General features: G+C 46.4%; 23 protein-coding genes, 1 tRNA gene and 1 riboswitch. Of the genes, 22 read left to right on the top strand and 2 right to left on the bottom strand.

Translation table 11 applies throughout. The annotated features are described in order from the left end of the window. Window positions 1-170: 170 nt before the first annotated feature. The 10 genes from QGT46_RS00325 to QGT46_RS00280 all read left to right on the top strand — a co-directional run bounded on the left by QGT46_RS00325 (window position 171) and on the right by QGT46_RS00280 (window position 9,669). On the top strand, window positions 171-1,412 hold the full coding sequence (locus QGT46_RS00325) for an MFS transporter (RefSeq protein ID WP_148458882.1): 1,242 nt from the start codon (window positions 171-173) through the stop codon (window positions 1,410-1,412). 25 nt (window positions 1,413-1,437) lie between these two features. Further along, window positions 1,438-2,274, top strand: a complete 837-nt coding sequence (locus QGT46_RS00320; RefSeq protein ID WP_148458881.1) for a class II fructose-bisphosphate aldolase — start codon at window positions 1,438-1,440, stop codon at window positions 2,272-2,274. 240 nt (window positions 2,275-2,514) lie between these two features. Next, the gene (locus tag QGT46_RS00315) at window positions 2,515-3,543 is read left to right on the top strand and encodes a LacI family DNA-binding transcriptional regulator (RefSeq protein WP_148458880.1); all 1,029 of its coding nucleotides are present in this window, start codon (window positions 2,515-2,517) and stop codon (window positions 3,541-3,543) included. Between the two features lie 265 nt (window positions 3,544-3,808). Next, the gene (locus tag QGT46_RS00310; protein WP_148458879.1) at window positions 3,809-4,813 is read left to right on the top strand and encodes a Gfo/Idh/MocA family oxidoreductase; all 1,005 of its coding nucleotides are present in this window, start codon (window positions 3,809-3,811) and stop codon (window positions 4,811-4,813) included. 49 nt (window positions 4,814-4,862) lie between these two features. Next, a complete protein-coding gene (locus QGT46_RS00305) occupies window positions 4,863-5,696 on the top strand; it encodes a sugar phosphate isomerase/epimerase family protein (RefSeq protein WP_024728205.1) in 834 nt (277 codons plus the stop codon). 24 nt (window positions 5,697-5,720) lie between these two features. Then, on the top strand, window positions 5,721-7,154 hold the full coding sequence (locus tag QGT46_RS00300; protein ID WP_301589033.1) for an MFS transporter: 1,434 nt from the start codon (window positions 5,721-5,723) through the stop codon (window positions 7,152-7,154). Window positions 7,155-7,178: 24 nt separating this feature from the next. Further along, on the top strand, window positions 7,179-8,072 hold the full coding sequence (gene iolE / locus QGT46_RS00295; protein WP_301589267.1) for a myo-inosose-2 dehydratase: 894 nt from the start codon (window positions 7,179-7,181) through the stop codon (window positions 8,070-8,072). 27 nt (window positions 8,073-8,099) lie between these two features. Continuing rightward, complete coding sequence (locus QGT46_RS00290; RefSeq protein WP_024728202.1) at window positions 8,100-9,014, top strand: sugar phosphate isomerase/epimerase family protein; 915 nt, start codon at window positions 8,100-8,102, stop codon at window positions 9,012-9,014. 17 nt (window positions 9,015-9,031) lie between these two features. Then, a complete protein-coding gene (locus tag QGT46_RS00285; RefSeq protein ID WP_024728201.1) occupies window positions 9,032-9,385 on the top strand; it encodes a PTS glucitol/sorbitol transporter subunit IIA in 354 nt (117 codons plus the stop codon). An 89-nt stretch (window positions 9,386-9,474) separates the two neighbouring features. Then, window positions 9,475-9,669: a hypothetical protein gene (locus QGT46_RS00280; RefSeq protein ID WP_301589030.1), complete on the top strand. Its 195-nt coding sequence runs from the start codon at window positions 9,475-9,477 to the stop codon at window positions 9,667-9,669. 75 nt (window positions 9,670-9,744) lie between these two features. On the opposite strand, the gene QGT46_RS00275 is transcribed toward QGT46_RS00280, so the two are convergent. After that, a tRNA-Leu gene (locus QGT46_RS00275) sits at window positions 9,745-9,829 on the bottom strand. Between the two features lie 146 nt (window positions 9,830-9,975). Here QGT46_RS00275 and QGT46_RS00270 point away from each other — a divergent pair. From QGT46_RS00270 to QGT46_RS00240, 7 genes are read left to right on the top strand one after another with little or no spacing between them, the layout of a single operon-like run. Beyond that, window positions 9,976-10,878 (top strand): deoxyribonuclease IV, encoded by a 903-nt coding sequence (locus QGT46_RS00270; RefSeq protein ID WP_301589028.1) that lies wholly within the window; start codon window positions 9,976-9,978, stop codon window positions 10,876-10,878. A gap of 3 nt (window positions 10,879-10,881) precedes the next feature. Then, entirely contained in the window at window positions 10,882-11,562 is a 681-nt protein-coding gene (locus QGT46_RS00265; protein WP_024728199.1) for an MBL fold metallo-hydrolase, read from the top strand. Continuing rightward, window positions 11,559-11,795 carry a DUF3343 domain-containing protein gene (locus QGT46_RS00260; protein ID WP_024728198.1) on the top strand — a complete coding sequence of 79 codons (237 nt, stop codon included), beginning with the start codon at window positions 11,559-11,561 and terminating at the stop codon, window positions 11,793-11,795. Before QGT46_RS00265 ends, QGT46_RS00260 begins: the two co-directional genes overlap by 4 nt. 10 nt (window positions 11,796-11,805) lie before the next feature. After that, window positions 11,806-12,831 (top strand): selenide, water dikinase SelD, encoded by a 1,026-nt coding sequence (selD, locus tag QGT46_RS00255; protein WP_301589025.1) that lies wholly within the window; start codon window positions 11,806-11,808, stop codon window positions 12,829-12,831. 15 nt (window positions 12,832-12,846) lie between these two features. After that, window positions 12,847-13,467: a sulfurtransferase-like selenium metabolism protein YedF gene (yedF, locus tag QGT46_RS00250; RefSeq protein ID WP_301589023.1), complete on the top strand. Its 621-nt coding sequence runs from the start codon at window positions 12,847-12,849 to the stop codon at window positions 13,465-13,467. 19 nt (window positions 13,468-13,486) lie between these two features. After that, on the top strand, window positions 13,487-14,620 hold the full coding sequence (locus QGT46_RS00245; protein WP_301589021.1) for an aminotransferase class V-fold PLP-dependent enzyme: 1,134 nt from the start codon (window positions 13,487-13,489) through the stop codon (window positions 14,618-14,620). Between the two features lie 9 nt (window positions 14,621-14,629). Further along, complete coding sequence (locus tag QGT46_RS00240) at window positions 14,630-15,799, top strand: metallophosphoesterase (protein WP_301589019.1); 1,170 nt, start codon at window positions 14,630-14,632, stop codon at window positions 15,797-15,799. On the opposite strand, the gene QGT46_RS00235 is transcribed toward QGT46_RS00240, so the two are convergent. Then, window positions 15,758-16,285, bottom strand: coding sequence for a DNA-deoxyinosine glycosylase (locus QGT46_RS00235; RefSeq protein WP_301589017.1), 528 nt, complete (start codon window positions 16,283-16,285; stop codon window positions 15,758-15,760). The genes QGT46_RS00240 and QGT46_RS00235 overlap by 42 nt on opposite strands. Before the next feature lie 124 nt (window positions 16,286-16,409). Further along, a riboswitch (glycine riboswitch) is annotated at window positions 16,410-16,503 on the top strand. Between the two features lie 316 nt (window positions 16,504-16,819). Here QGT46_RS00235 and QGT46_RS00230 point away from each other — a divergent pair. From QGT46_RS00230 to ltrA, 5 genes are all read left to right on the top strand, one after another. Further along, window positions 16,820-18,232: an alanine/glycine:cation symporter family protein gene (locus tag QGT46_RS00230; RefSeq protein ID WP_095142875.1), complete on the top strand. Its 1,413-nt coding sequence runs from the start codon at window positions 16,820-16,822 to the stop codon at window positions 18,230-18,232. A gap of 288 nt (window positions 18,233-18,520) precedes the next feature. Continuing rightward, a complete protein-coding gene (pdxS, locus tag QGT46_RS00225; protein WP_024728193.1) occupies window positions 18,521-19,396 on the top strand; it encodes a pyridoxal 5'-phosphate synthase lyase subunit PdxS in 876 nt (291 codons plus the stop codon). Then, on the top strand, window positions 19,396-19,962 hold the full coding sequence (gene pdxT, locus QGT46_RS00220) for a pyridoxal 5'-phosphate synthase glutaminase subunit PdxT (RefSeq protein ID WP_148458874.1): 567 nt from the start codon (window positions 19,396-19,398) through the stop codon (window positions 19,960-19,962). Before pdxS ends, pdxT begins: the two co-directional genes overlap by 1 nt. Before the next feature lie 116 nt (window positions 19,963-20,078). Continuing rightward, window positions 20,079-20,657, top strand: coding sequence for a Maf family protein (locus tag QGT46_RS00215; RefSeq protein ID WP_024728191.1), 579 nt, complete (start codon window positions 20,079-20,081; stop codon window positions 20,655-20,657). Between the two features lie 509 nt (window positions 20,658-21,166). Next, a complete protein-coding gene (ltrA, locus tag QGT46_RS00210; RefSeq protein WP_301589011.1) occupies window positions 21,167-22,450 on the top strand; it encodes a group II intron reverse transcriptase/maturase in 1,284 nt (427 codons plus the stop codon). The last annotated feature ends 122 nt before the right edge of the window (window positions 22,451-22,572 follow it).

The following is a 22,572-nucleotide window of genomic DNA, read 5'->3' as shown; positions in this document are numbered from 1 at the left end:
GGGCAGGAGGGAAAATGAAATCATTCCCTTCCTGCCCGATTTCTTTGTTTATTACTATATGAGAGATTGTTGATATTATTATTGACAATGCTCAATAATAATGCTAAAATCAACTTAAAATATAATCAAAACATAATCAAAATATAATCATGATGGTTGGGGAGTGTAATATGAACATCAAAAAACGCAATACAATGATGGTTTTTGGAGCCTTTGCCATATTGTTTACCGGTTATCCTCATGTCTGGTCTATTTATCAGCCATATGTGATGAAAGCAGCCGGGTGGAGTACCGGTCAGGTATCCTTCTGTTTTTATCTTCCAACTATGTTTTTTGTGCTGGGAAATATTTTAGGCGGCAGGCTTCAGGATAAAAAAGGGCCTACACCGGCCATGTTCATCGGAGGAGGAATTCTGACCGCAGGGGTTCTTGTTTCAAGATATATGCTTCTTCCATCACCCATATGGATGTATCTGACATTTGGAGTTATGCAGGGCATCGGGTCTGGAATGATCTACGCACCGATCCTTTCAACGGCTCAAAAGTGGTTTCCGGGAAGAACAGGGTTTGCATCCGGCGTTGTGATCACGGCAAACGGAATCTGCGGCCTTTTGATGGCACCGGTGAGCAAAACACTATTGGAGGCAGGAGGTCCCCGACTGGCATTTTTGGCCGTGGGATTACTGATTGGAGTCTCATGGATTCTGGGAACATTGTTCATCAGGAAACCAGAGGAAACAGCAGAAGAGAAGATGCCGGTATCTTACGGGGAAACACGTCAGTACACCTCAGCAGAGATGGTAAAGACCAGAAAATTTTATTACCTGCTATGCACGATGATGTGCGGACTTATGGCATATTATCTCACATCGCCGTTATCACAGACACTGCAGACGGACAGAGGCATCAGCGCAGCCCTCGCAGTGGGTTCGGTCATGGCAGGTTCCATATTGAATGCAGGGATGAGGCTGGTGCTCCCATCTCTTTCAGATAAAATCGGCAGGATACAGTGCATCAAAGGTGTGATCCTGCTCTCTATGGCAGCTATGGTGTTTCTCATAACGGGACAGAAGATATTGACAACTCTGGCAGTGATCCTGATCTATGGATGCTTCGGAGGGATTATGGGAAGTTTTCCTTCCCTGGTAAGCTCTATCTTCGGGCTGAGACATTCCGGACAGAATTATGGAATCGTTATGTTTGGGATTATCGTCGTGACGGCACTGTCTCCATGCATTACAAACTTAATTGCGGCAGGGCAGTATCCGGTGAATACGACATTTTTAATCGGCTTTGTATTTTCAGCAGCGGCATTTCTGTTTTTAACCAGGCTGGAAAAAGAAATTAAGAATGAAAAACAGGAAAACGGGAAACAGGGGCTGGAACCACAGATAAAATTACAGTTGAAATGATATTAAGAGAAAGGAAGTATCAATTATGGCATTAGTGAAAATGAAACAATTACTGGAGCAGGCAAAAGAAGAAAACAGAGGATGCGGCGCGTTCAGTGTTGGAAATATGGAGATGGTCAAAGGGGCCGTCAAAGCCGCAGAAGAGATGAATACATCGATCATCCTCCAAATCGCAGAAGTGCGTTTGGAACATTCTCCCCTGCACTTAATGGGCCCGATGATGGTCCGGGCCGCAAAGGAAGCAAAGGTGGATGTGGCGGTTCATTTAGATCACGGTCTTACACTGGAGACTGTAAAAAAAGCGCTGGAATTAGGATTTACTTCTGTCATGCTGGATGCTTCCAGAGATCCGTTTGAAGAAAATATAAGAAAGACAAAAGAAGTAGTGGAACTGGCAGCTCAATATGGAGCAACTGTGGAGGCCGAATTAGGGCTTGTAGGCGGAAGCGAAGATGGAAAGAGTGATCACGGGATTCAGTGTACCAATCCGCAGGATGCAAAAATATTCTGTGAACAGACCGGTGTAGATGCTCTGGCAGTGGCCATAGGAAATGCACACGGTGATTATCCGGTGGCGCCGACGCTGGAATTTGGTGTTTTAGAAGAAATCCGCAATATTACCAAGAAACCTTTGGTACTTCACGGCGGAAGCGGAATTACAGATGATGACTTCAGAAAAGCTATCTCTCTTGGAATCTGCAAAGTCAACATTGCAACGGCAAGTTTTAACAGCCTGACAAAAGAAGTAGAAAAATACATAGGGACTGAAGGAAAACATAATTATTTTGACATGAATGAAGCTATGGTAAAAGGCGTCTATGACAACGTAAAACGTCATATTGAGATCTTTAACTGCAAGTAAAGGTATTCCAAATTATATTTTGTTAAAAGGAGAAGCGCACCGGCTCATTTTGCCGGAGCACTTCTCCTTTTTAATAATATTTTTTGTTTCCAGGCAAGAGAAGAGAAATTTAAAATAGCTTCATAGCAGCCGTTAAAGACAAACGATGGCGGGAGAAAGCTGGAGATTATTGAATATTCAGCAGAGTATGATATAATGGTGTCAACAATGCGTGCACGAGAACGCGAGAGGAGAAAGAGTATGGCAGTTACGATTCAGCAGATTGCAGACCTGGCCGGGGTATCCAGAGGTACGGTGGACCGGGCATTAAATAACCGGGGAAGAATCCGGCCGGAAGTGGCAGAAAGGATCAAAGGGATCGCAAAGGAACTTGGATATCAGCCCAATATGGCGGCAAAGGCACTTTCCACCGCCAATCACACACTTCAGATTGGAGTTATCATTCAGTACGCAGAGACTCCGTTTATGAAGGCAGTGCTGGAAGGCACGGAATTCGCGAAGGAAGAAGTCGAACGCTTCGGAGGACATGTATTTGTGGAGCGCATTCACGGCGGGGACGTAAAGAAGCTGCTCAAGACAATGAAAGATTTCAGGGAAGCCGGGGTGAAGGGGATCGCTTTGGTTCCCACCGACGATGAACTGCTCAAAAAGACGATCAATGAGTTTGTGGAAAAGGACAGGATTTCAATCATTACGATCAACTCTGACCTGGAGGATACAAAGAGGCTCTGCTTCATCGGGCAGGACTCCTATGCCAGCGGCAGAGTGGCCGGAGGACTCATGGGGGAGATTATCCCCGGAGACGGGAAGGTTATGATCTTGTCCGGCTCTCAGGAAAATGTAGCCACTATGGAGCGTACAAGAGGGTTTTTGGATGAACTGGAGCACCATTATTCAAGTCTAAAGGTCCTGGAGCCAAGATATGCATATGATGACGACTGGGTTGCCGGGAAGCTCCTGGAAGAACAGCTGGAAGAGACTCCGGATCTGGCAGGCATCTATATCACGGCGCAGGGGGAGAGCGGAGTCTGCGATACATTAAAAAAATACAGGCTGGAAAAGAAGATCAAAGTGATCGCCCATGACTATGAGGGAGAAAACCGTGAAAATCTCAAAAAAGGAATCATTAATTTCATCCTGAGGCAGAATTCCTATGTTCAGGGTTATGAGTCTGTCATGGAACTATTTCACACACTCTGTGGCAATCCAACGAGACAGGGAGAGTTTTGGCACACAGATATTGTAATTAAAACAAGATCCAATCTTTGATTGTTACAAAAATATAATATAAATATAATCATAATATAATCATTTTAAGTTTCCTGCTTGTACAGAATGTATAAATATAAATACAATATCGCACTGCGATATTGTATTTTTTTGTGCAAAAAGGACAGTCTAAGTTAAATTATCTAAAAAATAATTGGAATTATTGTGCGAATTGTTGATTGTGTGCACGCGCACGCAATGTTATCATAAGTTCACAATTTAAATGAAACAACAAATCAATAAACAAACACATGGAGGTAGAGTAATGTTAAATGTAGGTGTGATCGGATGCGGCGGAATGGGAAAAGACCATATCAAACGTCTTACAAACAAGATCCAGGGAGCAAAAGTTGTAGCAGTTTCCGATGTATTTGAAGAAGGGGCAAAAGAGGCGGCAGCGCTGGCTGGAGGAGCAAAAGTTTATACAGACGGAAAAGATCTGATTAATGATCCTGATGTAGACGCGGTATTTATTGTATCCCCGGGTTTTGCCCACACAGACTCTCTGCTTCAGGCTATTGAAGCGGGAAAACGTGTTTTCTGTGAAAAACCGCTGGCAACGACGGCAGAGGACTGCAAAAAGGTTGTGGATGCAGAAGCTGCTTCAGGAAAACATCTGATCCAGCTTGGATTTATGAGAAGATATGATAAGGGATATGTACAGGTAAAGGAGGCGCTCCAGTCCGGAGAGTATGGTGAACCGCTGATCCTTCACTGCACACATAGGAATCCAGAAGTGGGAACCAATTATAATACGCCGATGGCAGTCCATGACACAGCAATCCACGAGATCGACACACTTCACTGGTTAGTCGACGACGAATATGAGAGTGCACAGGTGATCATGCCGAAAGTGACAAAATATTCCCACTCAGAATTGAAAGATCCTCAGATCATGCTGCTCCGCACAAAGAGAGGAATCTGCATCGACGTAGAAGTATTCGTCAACTGCAAGTTCGGATATGACATCAACTGCGAAGTGGTATGTGAAGACGGTGCGATCAAGATGGCTGAGCCTTCTTACCCGAGCATCAGGAAGAATGCAGCAGTTTCAACAGCCATCGACACGGACTGCTTTGTAAGATTTGAAGATGCATATGACACAGAAGTCCAGAACTGGGTAGACTGTGCCGGGCAGGGAGTGATCAGCGGACCTACTGCATGGGACGGATACCTGGCGGCTGTGACAGCAGACGCATTGGTAAAAGCACAGGAGACAGGACAGATTGAACCGATCGTGACAGCAGAAAAACCTGAATTCTATAAATAAATCGGAGAATCTGCCATAGGATCATTACATAAATCAGGAGGAAATAGATATGAAAATTGGATTTAATGAAGCAACAGCACTGGAATGTAAAGGACAGTCTCTGATGGCTGATCTGGAAGCCTGTGAAAAATACGGATTTGATTACATAGAGATCAGATTTGACTGCATAAAGGATTATCTGAAAGAACACACGCTGGAAGAACTGGCTGACTGGTTTAAAAATCACCATTTAAAACCTTGGGCTTACAATACCTTGATCTTTTTTAACCAGAGAGACGAAAAAGGAGTGCAAGAAATTGATGAAGAAACAGATTTTATCATCGAAGTCTGCAAAGCCATCGGCATGAAGATGCTGATCACGGTTCCTTCATTTGATGTCAAAGACAAGAGTATTTCAGAGATCAAAGAAGAAGCAGTGGAACGCCTCCGCTACTTATCAGACAAAGTCGGAGAAGACATTAAAATTTCACTGGAATTCTGTGGTGCGCCGAACTGTTCCATTAACCAATTCGGAACTGCTTATGATGTAGTGAAAGCCACAGACCGCGACAACGTGGGCATTACAGTGGATACGTTCCATTTCCATGAGATGTGTTCTGAATTAGAAGATTTGGAAGCGGCAGACGGAAAGAAAATTTTTGCTTATCATTTAAATGACTGTGAAGACCTGCCTCTTGGTTCCTGCGGCGATGACAAACGCCTGTGGCCTGGAGAAGGCGTGGTAGACCATGCGGGGATAGCAGCGGCCTTAAAGAAGATCGGATTTGACGGAGTATGTACTATTGAAGAATTCCGTCCGGAGTATTATGAAATGTCCCATGACGAGAACGTAAAGAAATCTGCTGAAGTGACAAGGGATTTTGTAGCAAAATACTTTGCATAAAGCATAAGGGGGACAAAGATGTCTATGAGTGAACAAGCAATAAAGATGACTATGAACGTGGAAGAAAATTTTGAGGAGCTGGAAGGGGAGTTTGCCAGGGTAAAGCTTTCTGAAAAACTGGCATACTGTGTGGGCGATCCTGCGCTGACGGTTGTATATACTCTGGCGAACACTCTGCTGGTTTACTTCTATACAAATGTAATCGGACTCTCAGCAGGAGTCATAGGAATGATCATGTTGGCGTCCAGAGCATTTGACGGTGTATCCGATGTTATCATGGGAACGATCATTGACCGGACTCATTCCAAGTACGGAAAGTCCAGAGTATGGATCTTGCGGCTGGTCATCCCTTATGCCATTGCTGCGGTACTGCTGATGACAGTCCCGCAGGGTACAAAAACAGTGCAGGCAGCCTATGTGTTCATTACATATAACTTACTTAACACCGTAATGTATACCGGAATTAGTCAGCCGTTCCATACACTCGGTTCCCTGATGAGCCGTGATAAGCATGAGAGGGAAACCATCAGCAACATCCGTATGTCCTTATCCATCACAGCAAGTATGGTGGTCACAGCACTGACACTGCCGATCATCAACTGGGTGGCAGTAAAGATCGACAATACCCAGCTGGCATGGATCATTGTCACAGCAGTATTTTCGGTCATCTCTGTCCTCATTCTGTTAAATACATTCCGCTGCTGTAAGGAAAGGGTAAAGGTTTCTGAAAAATCTGAGGAAAAACTTCCGATATTCACAGCGCTGAAGCTGATGTCAAAGAATCGGTATTTCCTGATCTCCCTGGGCCTTATGCTGTTCTATACGATCTATCAGATCATCCTTGGGATCGATCTCACCTATTACTGTCAGTATGTGCTGAATGATGTAAACCTGGTCATGCCGTTATCCATGGCTGAGAAAGTACCGATGATCTTTGTCATCCTTCTTCTGCCGAAGCTGATACCGAAGTACGGGAAAAGAAATATGATCGTAGCCGGATGTCTTCTCGGCATTGCAGGCCAGATTGTTTTCCTGTTTAATATCACAAGCGTGCCGCTGGCAATCTTTTCATCCATTATCCGTGGTATCGGAATGTCACCGTTCTATGGTGTGCAGTATTCGCTGCCGAGCGATGCGATCGAGTACGGACAGTGGAAGACTGGAAAACGGATTGAGGGACTTATGTTCTCTTCCATGAGTTTCGGACAGAAGTTTGGAGCGGGTATCACCAACGCAGTTTTAGGAGCGGCATTATCCTTTGTGGGATACAACGGAATGGCACAGACAGCGGCAGAACAGGCACCGGCTGCCATTGCAGTCATTAAGGTGACTTATCTTTATGTACCGATTGCTGTATGGGTCGTGATGATGCTGATCGCCCTGTGCTATAAGCTGGACAAGACGTACAAGGAAATGATAGCGGAGCTGACCGTGAGGGAGCTGTCAGGGAAGCTTTAAAAATAAAGAAAGGTAATGATAGAAATGCTGGATAAAAAGAAAGTAAAACTGGGAATCGCACCGATCGGATGGACCAATGACGATATGCCGGATCTGGGAAAAGAAAATACTTTTGAACAGTGTGTCAGTGAAATGGCTTTGGCAGGATTTACGGGGTCTGAGGTCGGAGGGAAATATCCGAAGGATGTCACCAAACTGAAAAAAGCCCTGGACTTAAGAGGGATTGAGATCTGTAACTGCTGGTTTTCCAGTTTCCTGATCTCCAAACCATATGAAGAAACAGAAAAAGAATTTATCGAACAGACCGATTTCCTGAAAGCAATGGGAGCAAAAGTCATCGGAGTGTCCGAACAGAGTTACAGCACTCAGGGAAAGGACCATCCGATCTTTGAAGGAAAATATGTAATGAACGATGAGGAGTGGAAGCTTCTCGTGCAGGGACTGAACAAACTCGGTAAAATTGCAAAAGAAAAGGGAATGATCCTGACCTACCATCATCACATGGGAACTGTCGTACAGACGGAAGAAGAGATCGACCGGTTTATGGCAGAAGTTGATCCGGAGCTTGTATACCTGCTGTTTGACAGCGGACACTGCTCCTTTGCAGGGATGGACCCGGTGAAAGTGCTTGAGAAGTACATTGACAGAACCAGACATATCCACCTGAAGGACCTTCGTTCTGATGTGGTGGCTCAGTCAAAAAAAGAAAGCTGGAGCTTCTTAAAAGGAGTCAGGAAAGGAACCTTCACTGTTCCCGGAGACGGAGACGTGGATTTCACACCAATCTTTGACATCATCGAAAAGAGCGGATACGAAGGATATGTCGTAGTGGAGGCAGAGCAGGACCCTGCCGTTGCCAATCCGCTGGAATATGCAGTGAAGGCAAGAAAATACATTGCTCAAAAAACAGGTTTATAAGTTGTCGGAAAGGAGAGTAGCTGCTCTATGAAAATAGCATTTGACGTGGATGTGCTGGCAAAGCAGATGGATATTAACCGGATGGTACATCAGGTGGCAGACTGGGGATACAAATACATTGAACAGTCTCCACATCCGAGGATCAATCCGTTTTATAAACATCCTCTGTTTTCCAAAGAATGTGAGGCGGAATACAGAAAGGCACTCCGGGAAACCGGAGTGGAGATCTCCTCTTTTATCGTGGTGTACCGCTGGTCCGGGCCGACCGAAGAACAGAGGAAGATAGCAGTAGCCAACTGGAAACGGATGATCGAGATTGCCGTGGACATGGGCGTGCCCGTGATCAACACCGAACTCTCCGGTGATCCCAATCAGCAGGAGATCTGCAGCGGCATGTGGTTTCGGTCTATCGAAGAACTGCTTCCGATCATCGAACGGGAAGGGCTCCGAGTAGAGATCCAGTCTCATCCGTATGATTTCTGTGAGCTGAATAATGAGACCTGTGATCTGGTAAAATCCTTTCGATCTCCGAACCTTGGATATGTATATTCTTCTCCGCACGGATTCTTCTATGACGAGGGAAAAGGTGACGTGAGATCAATGTTAAAATATGCGGGAGAAGAACTGACCCATGTACTGTTTGCAGATACGTTCAATCAGACTCTGGACTGCCGCTATATCGCCAACCCGCCATGGTTAAACAGCCGTGGAAGGGCCGATGTGACGATCCACCAGCATTTGGCTATGGGCGAGGGAGACGTGGATTTTGAAGGAATCTTTGAGACATTGAGAGAGATGGATTTTGCCAATAAACAGCTGAAAGAAAATGCACCGAAAGCCGGAGGAGACAATATCGCATGTGTATCCATGTTCGGGTTTCCGGAAAAGATGGAGAAACAGGCGCCGGAAGCAAGAGAACGCATTGAGCGGGAGCTTCTCTAAAGAAAGGGTGATAAATTATGATCTACCATACAACAGTGAAAGCTGCAGGAAGTGATGTGGCGGCATTTGCTAAAAAAGGATTTTTCATAACATTCGGTGAGCCGGCTCTTGTAAGCCTTAAAGACTTTTGTTATTTTGTCGAAGTGAATCCTGTCATGGGAGAAATAAAGCCGGGCAGCAGACTGGTCATTGACGGAAACGAATATAGGATTACAGAAGTCGGCAGCATTGCGGCAGAGAATCTTGGAAAACTCGGGCATTTGACAGTATTCTTTCACGAAGACAGAGAATGCCTCCCGGGGAGCATCTGTGTGGAAAAGAGCAGGATGCCGGAACTGAAAGCGGGAAGCCGGATTTCTATTATAGAATAAAAAGAGAAAAAGTGAAGAATTGAACAGTATCTTTGGTGGCATTCGTTTTCCTATCGTCTTATACTAAATGAGAAGGAGGTATAAGAGTCATGAATTTAGGAAACAGTCTATTCAATGCAAGAAAGAAAAGCGGATTATCCCGGGAAGATGTCGACGTAAAGAAATATGCAGATGAAATGAAACGGATGCTGAAAAGTTTAAAAAGAGACTATGGATATAATGACACAGACGCGGGTTTGGTATTAAAGGAAATTTTAGTTCATGCCTGGAACGGTGAAATTTAAGACGGAAATATAGAAAAAAACTGCTGTACCGATGATGAAAAATCAATGGTACAGCAGCTTTTTACATAAAAAGAATGCAGTCGGCGGGACTTGAACCCGCACCCAGTTAGCCCGGACTAGATCCTTAGTCTAGCGCGTATGCCAATTCCGCCACGACTGCACAACACAGTTATAATATCATGGATTTTATGGAAATGCAAATAAAAATTTGTATTTTTTTCTGAACATGAAGCCTTTTACATTTCGGAGGGTTTCATTTATAATAAGAGATGCTTTACAAATATAATAGAAAAGGAATGAAAATAGATGTTAATAGGATCACATGTGGGAATGAAAGGAAAGGAGATGTTTCTTGGGTCAGTCAAAGAAGCATTGTCTTATGGAGCCAATACATTTATGGTGTACACAGGTGCGCCGCAGAACACAAGGAGAAAGGATATAAGCGAGCTTAGGATTGAGGAAGCAAAAGCTCTGATGGAGGAGTCAGGAATTGAAACATTTGTAGTCCATGCACCGTACATCATTAATCTCGGAAATACGGTAAAGCCGGAGACATTTGAACTGGCAGTGGAGTTTTTAGCCCTGGAGATTGAACGGACCTGCGCTATGGGCGGCAGTACCCTCGTGCTTCATCCGGGAGCGCATGTGGGCGCGGGAGAGGAGGCCGGCATTGCCAGGATCATAGAGGGACTGAATGTGGTTCTGACAAAGGATACGCCGGTTTTTATAGCCCTGGAGACCATGGCCGGAAAGGGAAGTGAAGTCGGAAGGAATTTTGACGAACTGAAGCGCATCTACGACGGGGTCAAATATAATGACAAATTAAGAGTATGCTTTGATACCTGCCACACAAGCGACAGCGGGCTTGATATTGTCAGTGATTTTGAGGGAGTCATGGATTCCTTTGATAAGGCCGTAGGAAAAGATCAGATTGCGGTGTTTCACATTAATGACAGTAAAAACCCCCGGGGTGCGGCGAAAGACAGGCATGAAAACATCGGCTTTGGGGAGATCGGTTTCAATGCACTGAATTACATTGTGCACCATGAAGATTTCACACAGGTGCCGAAGATTTTGGAGACTCCGTATATTAAAGAGGAAGGGACCAAAAATTCTTATCCTCCGTACAAATATGAGATCGAGATGCTCAAAAATGGGACATTTGATCCGAGTCTGAAAGAAAAGATTTTAGAGACAGGAGGTAAATAGGCAATGAAAGTTACATTTATTGAACACAGCGGTTTTTGTGTGGAACTTGACCGGACGGTTTTGCTGTTTGACTACTATAAAGGAGCATTTCCGGAGATACCTAAAGACAAAGAGCTTTATGTGTTTGCTTCCCACAGCCATCCGGACCATTTTTGCCGCAGGATTTTTGATCTGGAAGAGAAATACCCGAATGTAAGATATATTTTATCCGATGATATCCCGGCAAAAGCTTCTCAAAATATCACAAAGATCAGAGAACATGAAGACCGGATGGTCGGTTCCGTTCGGATCGAGACGCTGAAGTCCAATGACGAAGGCGTTGCATTCCTGGTTACTGCCGAGGGCAGGACGATTTATCATGCAGGAGATTTAAACTGGTGGTACTGGAACGGGGAACCGGAGGAGGACAATGAATTTATGATCCGGACCTATAAAGAAGAAGTGGCCCGCCTTAGAGGAAGAGAGATCGATCTGGCATTTCTTCTCCTTGATCCTAGACAGGAGGATAAATACTGTAAAGGGATCAATTATTTCATGAAAGAGATTCATCCGAAAGCTGTGTTCCCGATGCACGCATTCGGAGAGTATAAGATCTCCAGGCATTATCTGAACTGTGATGACGGACGGGCTTATCAGGGCATCGTCAGAGAGATCACAAAGGCCGGGGAAGAGTTTATTCTATGAGAGAAAAGAGCTTAAGGCTGGTAGTTGCGTTTCCCAATACTACCAATGCCATGGCGATGGAGAAGTACTGCAGGCAGCGGGGTGTGGGAGGAAGGCTGATCGCGGTTCCTCCCTCTATTACGGCGGGCTGCGGAATGGCCTGGTGCGCAGAGCCGGAAGAGGAGGCTGCGGTGAAAGAAGTTCTTAACGGGCAGTCCATTGAGACGGAAGGAATTTACCGGATTTTGTTGTAAGGAGAGTTCTATGAGTGAAGAGAATATTGTGTTTTGCAAAAGCGGCGGCTGTACGGCGAAACTGGGCCCCGGGGTGTTAGACCACGTTTTGAGCAGGCTCCCCAAGAAAAAGGATGACAATCTGCTGATTGGGTTTGACCATGCGGATGATGCGGCGGTTTACAGACTCAGCGATGATCTGGCCGTGGTGCAGACACTGGATTTTTTTCCGCCTATGGTGGAGGACCCTTATATATTCGGACAGATCGCCGCTGCCAATGCACTGAGTGATATTTATGCCATGGGCGGTACGGTGAAGACTGCCCTGAATATCGTGTGTTTTCCGGAAAAGATGGATTTAAACATTTTGGGAGAAATCCTGCTCGGCGGGAATTCCAAGGTCCAGGAAGCAGGAGGAACGCTGGCGGGAGGTCATTCTATTGCGGATGAGGATGTAAAGTACGGCCTGTCGGTCATGGGGACCATTCATCCCGGCAGAGTCTATGCAAATAACGGAGTCAGGGAAGGGGATATCCTTCTGCTGACAAAACCTCTGGGGGTCGGCATTGTGCTGGCGGCGAACCAGATGAAGGCGGCTTCCGCTGCGGCGTATGAACAGGCGGTGAATTCTATGACGACATTGAATAAATATGCGGCAGAAATTCTTTCGGGATATGAGGTCCATGGCTGTACAGATGTAACGGGCTTCGGGTTTTTAAAACATCTGGACGAAATGATCGAAGAACAGTATACGGCCGAAATCGACTCTTCCCAAATCCCATATATTGAGGATGCGGCGCGGTATGCAGATGAATTTTATCTGACCGCGGCGGGACAGAGAAACAGAAATTCGGTCGGAAGTGATGTGTGGTTTTCAGATGTTCCGTTCTGGATGGAGGAAATCCTGTTTGATCCTCAGACTTCAGGAGGGCTTCTGGCAGGCATTCGGCCGGAAGATGCACAGAGCGCGCTGGGAAAGTTAAAAAAACTCGGCCTGCCGTGTGCCGCTGTGGGCAGGATCACAAAACGGAGAGAGAAAAAGATTCTTGTTTACTAAGGGAAAGGAAGAAAGATGGAAAAAAGAATTGATGCTGTCGGAAAACAGTGCCCAATGCCGGTGATCCTGGCAAAGAAGGCTTTGGAAGAAACACCGGAAGGCGGAACAGTCACGGTGGTCGTAGACAATGATGTTGCAGTCCAGAACCTGTCAAAGCTGGCAGTGCAGAAGCAATACGGTTTTGTGTCCAGAGAGACAGGCAAAAACATGTATGAAGTAAGAATGACAGTGGGAACTGCAGACAAGGAACAAACTGCGGAAGAAACCGGGAAAAGAACTGATAATATTCGGGAAAGAACAGGGGACACGGTTGTCGTACTTTCTTCAGATAAGATGGGAGAGGGAGATGAGGTCCTTGGGAAGATGCTCATGAAAGGGTTTGTCTTTGCGCTGACCCAGCTGGACCAAAAGCCGGACAGGATGCTCTTGTTTAATAATGGCGCGAAGCTTTCCTGCCAGGGGTCTGATGCATTAAAGGATTTAAAAACTCTGGAGGAAGGCGGAACTGAAATTCTTACCTGCGGAACCTGTCTGAACCACTACGGTCTGGAAGAACAGCTTGCCGTGGGAGAGGTGACAAATATGTATATGATTGCGGAGACAATGATGCAGGCATCGCAGATCATTAAGCCTTAAAGGCAGCCGGGAGGTATTTATGATTTATTTTGACAGTGCGGCCACCAGCTATTACCGCCCGGAATCCGTGGCGCTTGCGGTGGCGGAGGCCGTCCGGCATATGGGAAACAGCTCCAGAGGGCTTCATGGTGCGTCTTTGGATGCTTCCAGAACTATATACGAAGTGAGGGAAAAGCTTGGAAATATGTTTGGATGCGGGCCTTCTCAGATCGTATTTACATCCAATGTAACGGAGAGTCTGAACACTGTCCTCTGCGGACTGCTCCGGCCAGGAGATCATGCGGTGACAACCGTGCTGGAACACAACAGCGTACTGCGGCCTCTGTACCGTCTGGAACAGCAGGGAGTGGAGTTCTCCGCTGCGGGATGTGATGAACTGGGAAATGTGAGTGCCCAGGATATAGAGTCCTTGTTTCAGAAAAACACAAGAGCCGTTGTCTGCACCCATGCGTCGAATCTGACCGGCAATCTGACGGACATCCGCGAGATCGGAAGACTGGCTCATGAGAGGGGAATTCTGATGATCGTGGACGGTGCACAGACCGCAGGTGTTTTTCCTGTTGATCTTGTCAAAGACCATGTGGACGTCTTTTGTTTTACAGGGCATAAAAGTCTGCTTGGACCCCAGGGAACCGGAGGCATGGCAGTGCGGCAGGGACTTCTCATAGCCCCTTTAAAAACAGGGGGCAGCGGGATCAAAACCTTTGACAGAGGACAGCCGGAGCAGATGCCGGAGAGATTGGAAGCCGGTACTTTAAACGGCCATGGTATCGCCGGGCTGGGAGCCGGCATCGATTATATCAGGTCACAGGGCATGGAAAAGCTTCGGCAGAAAGAACAGTGCCTGGCCGATATGTTTTATAAAGGCGTCCGTGAGATACCGGGGGTTACTCTGTATGGTGATTTTACAAAAGAGGAGAGGGCGCCGATTGTGAGCCTGAATATAAAAGAGATGCGTTCCGGAGAAGTAAGCTGCTGGCTGACAGAGGAATACGGGATCTGTACAAGATCCGGAGGACACTGTGCGCCGCTGATGCACGAAGCCTTTGGGACAAAGGAGCAGGGAATGGTCCGGTTCAGCTTTTCCAGCTTTAATACAAGAGAACAGACAGAAAAGGCAGTGGAGGCAATAAGAGAGATTGCAGAAAGTTGAGGAAAAGGTATGCTGGCAGTGATATTGGCGCCGTTTTACCTGGCGCTGAATTATTATCTATATAAGCGGAGCTTTAGCTGGCTTACCGTATGTATTCATATTATCCATCCGGACAAGATTCGTTTTTGTTACAGAATCCTGTACTGGATCACGGGTTTTTCCCTTTTGATCGCATTTGTGCTGCCCCAGTCGCGGCTTCAGAGGATTTTTAAAATCCTGAGTAATTACTGGATCGGAATTTTTTTCTGTGCCCTTTTTTTGGCAGCGGCCGGTGATCTGATCGGACTTTTCATCCCGAAGAAAGACCAGAGTATATTGGCGGCGGCAGGAGTGATGATTTTAGCAGCGGTCTTGGTTTTTACGGTTTACGGCAGTATCCATGCCAGACATATTGATACTACTGACTATGTAGTGACGGTGGACAAAGCCTGTGCAGGCAGAAAGGAGCTCAGAGTCGCCTTAGTTGCAGATCTGCATCTCGGCTATAACAGCGGACTTTCTCAGGTGAAAAAGATTGTAAAACAGATTAATCAGGGGAAGCCTGATCTGGTCTGTATTGCGGGAGACATTTTTGACAATGAATACAGGGCGGTAAAAGATCCGGAAAAGATAGAGAAGGAGCTTGGGAAAATACAGAGTACTTACGGTACATATGCGTGCTGGGGAAATCACGATATAGGCGAAAAAATCCTCGGAGGCTTTACGTTCGGCACAAAAAAAGCATCTGATAATGACAGACAGATGGAAGAATTTTTATCCCGGTCGGGGATCAGACTTTTGGATGACAAGACAATCCTGATTGACGGGGCGTTTTATCTGGCGGGCAGGAAAGATCCTTCAAAAGCACGGAAAATAGGAGAACTGCGCAGGGGAGCAAAAGATTTGCTGAAAGATTGCGACCTGACAAAACCGGTCATCGTCATGGATCATGAGCCGAAAGAGTTTAAACAGTTGTCGGAGGCTGGCGCCGATCTGGACCTGTCCGGACATACCCACGACGGTCAGATATTTCCGGGGAATCTTGTGACCGGCATGATGTGGGAAAACTCATGTGGTTATAAAAAGATCGGAAACATGCATTCTGTTGTCACCTCCGGTGCAGGAGTGTGGGGTCCTCCTCTGAGAGTGGGGACGAAGTCAGAAGTCTGTCAGATTACTGTCCGGTTTTCCGGGAAATAAACCTTCGCGGATGGCGGGTCCCCACACACTGACAAGACGTTCCAGTGTCCATGTCGCATTGGCCGGACTCGTAGATGGAAGCTTGACGGCAGATCTTCCGAGAGAAGACTCAATGTGTTTACAGAATAACTTGTGGGAAGTTCCGCCGTTGGTGTAAATGCTGCGGATGGGGGCAAGGGAAAGCAGATTGGTCAGATCGTTTGGGGTCACGTTACGGATTGAGCTGTCGCTGGAACCCCGGATGTCGCAGGATGCGATTACATCCCAGACCGCTATGTGATTGGACAGGAGAAAGAGGGTTTTCTCCTCTACGGTGGCGGGAACAGGCTGGGAGAGCGAAGCGGCAAGCACTTTCCAGAAGCGGTTCTGAGGGTGATGGTAGAAAAACTGCCCTTCTCTGGATTTTACAGAGGGGAAGCTTCCTAAGATCAGGATTCTGGATTTGTCGTTAAAAACTGGCTTTATTTCATGTATCATGTGTTCCATCGGGGAGTTTCCTTTCTGATTTTCTTTATTTCTAATGGTAATGGATTTTTTTCACGGATTCAAGGTAAGATTTTCTTGCCTTGCAAAACAAGGTATGTTAATATCTTAACGTATGTATAGATACTATATACACTCTGGAGAGTCTCAAAGAAAGAGCGCCGAAGGTGTACGGCAGCGCAAGCTGTTTATCTCTCAGGCAAAAGGACAGAGCAGACATAATCGTGCGGCACGTTTTCGGTGTACTGTATATTTGCTTACTCTTTCTTAGTCAAACTTTGGGTTTGGCTTTTTTTATTCCATAAGAAAGTTCTACGACCTTCCCTGTGAAATAAAAACGCTCCGCGGGTTGTACACAGATGCGTAAGAAAATTATTTGGCTACGTCAAATCGCATCTGGCACGCAAAGTGGGCAAGCCCCTCAAAGATTGAGGTGCTGGAGAGTTAAAGTGGGTTTGCCCACTATGTTCTTCCATAAAGAGTTCTCCATGAATTTTTAATGAAAAGAATACAGGAAACGAAAGAGGAGAAGGAAACATGCTGACACAATTGAACAATTTTATTATCTGGCTTGACGATGTAGTTTGGGGGATACCGCTGATCGTCCTCATTTTATCTGTGGGTATTTATCTCACCATGCGTCTGAGGCTTTTACAGATCAGGCATCTCCCCAGAGCATTAAAATATATGGTGAAAAATGAGGAGGGAGGCTCCGGGGAAGTCACCAGTTTTGGTGCTCTCTGTACGGCCCTTTCTGCAACGATCGGTACCGGAAATATCGTTGGAGTAGCGACGGCGCTTTGTGCCGGGGGACCGGGAGCTTTGTTCTGGATGATCCTGGCGGCATTTTTCGGCATGGCCACGAAATATGCGGAAGGCCTTTTGGCAATCAAATACCGGACCATCGATGAGAAGGGCCACGTGCTCGGCGGGCCGTTCTATTACATAGAAAATGGTATGGGGCGCAAATGGAGGCCGCTGGCCAAGATTTTTGCTTTTTTCGGAGCGGGCGTCGGCCTGTTCGGAATCGGAACATTCACACAGGTGAACGGTATTTCAGGAGCAGTCAAAAATTTCTTTGATCCAAACAATGCCCATGTGATCTCCCTGTTCGGAAAAGACTATTCCTATATGGTGCTTGTTGCCAGCGTGATCATTACGCTCTGTGTTGCGGCAGTAGTTCTCGGAGGGATCAAAAGGATCGCGGCTGTTTCCCAGGTAGTCGTGCCGTTTATGGCGGTGGCTTACGTTCTTGCTGCGCTGAGTATCATCATTTTTAATATACAGGAAGTACCTGCGGCGATCGCACTTGTGGTAAAAAGTGCATTCGGAGTCAAGGCAATGGCAGGCGGAGCTCTCGGAACGATGCTGGCTGCCATGCAGTCCGGGATTGCAAGAGGTATTTTTTCCAATGAGGCGGGCCTTGGCAGCGCGCCGATCGCGGCAGCTGCAGCCCAGACAAAAGAGCCGGTGCGCCAGGGACTTGTGTCCATGACAGGAACATTTATCGACACAATTGTGATCTGTACGATGACCGGGCTCAGCATTGTCATCTCCGGTACATGGAATGTAGGGCTTGAGGGAGTGGAAGTTACCACAAAAGCGTTCCAGATGGAAATGCCGTTTCCACCGGTGGTGCCATCCTTCATCTTGATGCTCTGCCTTGTGTTTTTCGCATTTACCACAATTCTCGGGTGGAATTATTACGGGGAACGGTGTCTGGAATACCTCACAAACGGCAGAATGAAGATCGTTATGGGATACCGGTATCTATATATTCTGGCTGTGTTTATCGGACCATTTATGACGGTGGAAGCAGTATGGAAGATCGCAGATATCTTTAACGCGCTGATGGCACTTCCGAACTTGATCGCTTTGGCGGCATTAAGTCCGGTCGTTATCGCAGAGACAAAAGCCTATTTTAACAAAATAAAATCGAATAAAGAATAAAGAGCTGTAAAAAGATATCTTCGTATAATTAATGAAGATATCTTTTTTGTCGATGGACGAATTCTGCATACGCAAATCAAGTAAACAATGCGGAAGCCAGGCTCTGCGGGCGCAAAAAGAAAGTTAAGGGAGCACTGGAATAGCGGTCAATTATAATATTAAAAACTGGCCCTGTCAAAAAAATAAAAACTGGATATTTATATAGTACCAGCAAACTGTATAATGAATTACTATATCAGGCTGATACAATAACATATTTAAATAGTTTGCATTTGGAGGATTTCAGCAATGAATAATGAGCGTTACCAGTTAAATAAACAGTTGGCACAGATGTTAAAAGGAGGAGTCATTATGGACGTGACGACTCCCGAGCAGGCAAAAACAGCAGAGGAGGCCGGGGCCTGTGCGGTCATGGCACTGGAAAGGATTCCGGCAGACATCCGTGCAGCCGGAGGCGTGTCCAGAATGAGCGATCCGAAAATGATCAGAGGGATTCAGGAAGCGGTATCCATCCCCGTGATGGCAAAAGTTAGAATCGGGCATTTTGCGGAGGCACAGATACTGGAGGCGATTGAGATCGACTATATTGATGAGAGCGAGGTGCTCTCGCCGGCCGACGATGTATATCACATTGATAAGACGAAGTTTCATGTGCCGTTCGTCTGCGGGGCAAAAGATCTTGGCGAAGCGCTCCGGCGGATTAATGAAGGTGCATCTATGATACGGACCAAAGGAGAGCCGGGAACCGGAGATGTTGTCCAGGCTGTGCGCCATATGCGGAAAATGAACCGGGACATCAGAAGGATTGCTTCTATGTCGGAAGATGAATTATTCGACGAGGCAAAAAAACTTGGAGTACCTTACGAATTGGTACTGAAAGTGCACGAAGACGGCAGGCTTCCCGTAGTCAATTTTGCGGCGGGCGGGGTGGCGACTCCGGCGGATGCGGCTCTGATGATGCAGCTTGGGGCGGAAGGAGTTTTCGTTGGCTCCGGTATTTTTAAATCGGGTGATCCCAGAAAGCGTGCACAGTCTATTGTAAAGGCCGTTACGAATTTCCGTGACCCGAAGATACTTGCTGAATTATCCACAGATCTGGGAGAAGCCATGGTGGGAATCAATGAAGATGAGATTCAGCTTTTGATGGCAGAAAGAGGCCGGTAATGAGGATCGGAGTACTGGCTTTACAGGGAGCATTTACGGAACACCGCAGGAAGCTGGAAGGACTGGGAGTACGGAGTTTTGAAATACGGAGGAAGAAAGACTTAGAAAACCAGATGGACGGAATCATCCTTCCGGGAGGAGAGAGCACGGTCATGGGAAAGCTTCTGCGGGATCTTGAGATGGCCGATCAGATTAGAAATATGATCATAAACGGGCTTCCGGCTTTTGGAACCTGCGCCGGGCTGATTTTGATGGCTCAGAGGATAAAAGGGGAGAGCGCTTATCTTGCGACGATGGATATCACAGCCAGGAGAAATGCCTATGGACGCCAGCTCGGAAGTTTCCGAACAGAAGAACAGTTTGGGGAAGAAGGAAAAATTCCCATGACGTTTATCCGCGCACCCTATATTGAAGAGACGGGAAATGGAGTTAAGGTTTTGGCCTTATCGGGAGGAAAGATCACAGCTGCCAGACAGGATAATCAGCTGGTCACGGCTTTTCATCCCGAACTGGATGAAGACAATACCGTCCACCGGTATTTCCTTGGTATGATAAAAGAGGCTTAACGGTCGACAAGCAGGCTCTGCTGCATTATAATAAGCTTCAAAGTCCTTCAAAGAGAGAAAGAATGGGAAGATGAAGCGGGCTTGCCCGCTTAGTCCATCAGAAAAGAGGAGAAAGAATGAAAACATTAATACTGGCATCCGCATCTCCGAGGCGCAGGGAGATACTGAAGCAGGCAGGACTCGATTTTGAGGTGATCCCGAGCACAAAAGAGGAAGTGATCACAAAGCAGGAACCGAAAGATGCGGTGATGGAGCTGGCTCTTCAAAAAGCGGAAGATATAGCTGGCCGTGTTGACGGAGACTGTATGGTTGTAGGCGCTGATACCGTAGTTGCCATGGAGGGCAGTATACTCGGAAAACCTGAGAATAAGGATGATGCTGCCCGGATGCTCCGCATGCTCAGCGGAAGCAGACATCAGGTGTATACAGGTGTTGCGTGTATCTGCGGGGGAAAGAAACATGTTTTTTACGAAGAGACATCCGTCTTCTTTTATCCTGTTTCAGAAGATGAGATCAGATGCTATATTGAGACGGGAGAACCGATGGATAAAGCCGGAGCTTACGGAATTCAGGGCAGGGCGGCGCGTTTCATTCGCAGAATCGAAGGAGACTACTACAATGTAGTAGGATTTCCTGTCGCCAGCTTTCTTCAGGTATTAAAAAAATGGGATGAGCGAAGCAGCAGCCGGACGTAAAGTCTGGCTGTTGTTTTTTTGAGTATGACGGGCATGTCCGTGTTCTGTGGTGCAAGTCCACATAGGCGTAGCTACCGACGAACTTGTAAGCGACTCCCAAGGTTTGCATCGTGAGGTGTGGGCGAGAAGAAGGGATAGCGAAATCGTAGCCCTACGGACAGAAACCCGATATTAAGGCGTACATGGTGGGTAAGTTGACTTAAAGCAACGAAGCCCTAAAGGTAGCCGTAACCCATGTGCGTAAATCGGGAGGGTAGACGAGGAAAGAACACGGACTTATCCCGTGAGGTCTCACAGGCGGTTTCATCAGCCGTAGTAACAACGAACTGTGAGAAGTCAGCAGAAGCCATAGTAGGAGAAATCTGAAGGGCTGAACAATGTAACCGTGCAGACGAATGTATGTACCTGTGAGTATTCGACAAGCGGATGTAGGCGAAACGTATATGAGCTGTAAACGCATAAACATAGGACAAATCACAGGGAGCGGAAAGGAGCGAAGCACACAAAGTATGTCGGAATTGTTGGAAAAGATACTGGAGAAAAAGAACATGAACGAAGCATATAAGAAAGTCTGTGCCAATAAGGGTGCAGGCGGCGTTGACGGCATGGAACTGGAAGAACTTGATGGATTTATCCGTAAGAACTGGAACAGTATCAGGGAGCAAATCAGAGGAAGGAGTTACAAACCTCAACCCGTGAGGCGTGTAGAAATCCCGAAGCCTAACGGAAGCAAAAGAAAACTTGGAATACCGACAGTCATGGACAGGGTAATCCGGCAGGGTATAGCACAGATAATCAGCCCTATGTGCGAGCCGCTGTTTTCAGACCACAGTTACGGATTCCGTCCAAACAGGAGCTGTGAAATGGCTATCAAAGATATGCTCATGTTCCTCAATGAGGGATATGAGTGGATAGTGGACATAGACCTAGAGAAATTCTTCGATAACGTACCGCAGGATAAGTTGATGAGCCTTGTCCCCAACATCATAAATGACGGAGATACGGAATCGCTGATACGGAAATATCTGAAAGCAGGAGTCATGGTGCAGGGCAGGTATGAGAAAACAGAACAGGGAACGCCGCAGGGTGGCAATCTGTCGCCGCTATTGTCTAATATCATGCTGAATGAACTGGATAAAGAGTTGGAAAGACGTGGATTGCGCTTCGTGAGGTACGCTGACGACTGTGTAATAGCAGTCAGAAGCGAAGCAAGTGCCAAACGTGTTATGTATTCGATAACGGACTGGATAGAGAGGAAGCTTGGTCTGAAAGTAAATGCAGATAAAACACACATAACAAGACCAATGAACCTCAAATATCTCGGCTTTGGATTCTGGAAAGATTCCAAGACGAAAGAATGGAAGTGCAGACCACACAAGGATTCTGTGCAGAAATTTAAGAGGACGTTAGAGAAGCTGACAGAAAGAAGAAAATCAATGGCGTTTGCGGAAAGGGTAAAACAGCTCAACAGGGTAATCCGAGGTTGGATAAACTACTTTGCAATAGGTAGGATGAAAACAGCAATGACCGACATAGACGCACATTTGCGTACAAGACTGCGAGTAATAATCTGGAAACAATGGAAAGTACCGAAGAAACGGCAGTGGGGATTGCAGAAGCTGGGTATAGGAAAAGACCTTGCAAGACAGACATCATACATGGGAGACCACTATCAATGGATAGTAACGAAAACCTGTGTAGTCAGGGCAATCTCAAAAGAAAAGCTGAAACAGGCAGGGCTTGTGAGTTGCTACGATTATTACATGGAACGTCATGCTTTGAAGTTATGTTGAACCGCCGTATGCCGAACGGCATGTACGGTGGTGTGAGAGGGGAGATTTAATCTCCCCTACTCGATTTTCATAGGAAAGTTCTACGACCTTCCCTATGAAATAAAAACGCTCCGCGGGTTGTG

This window comes from Anaerostipes faecis, assembly GCF_910574135.1.
GTDB lineage: Bacteria > Bacillota > Clostridia > Lachnospirales > Lachnospiraceae > Anaerostipes > Anaerostipes hominis.
This window is presented reverse-complemented; position numbering and strand designations above follow the sequence as displayed.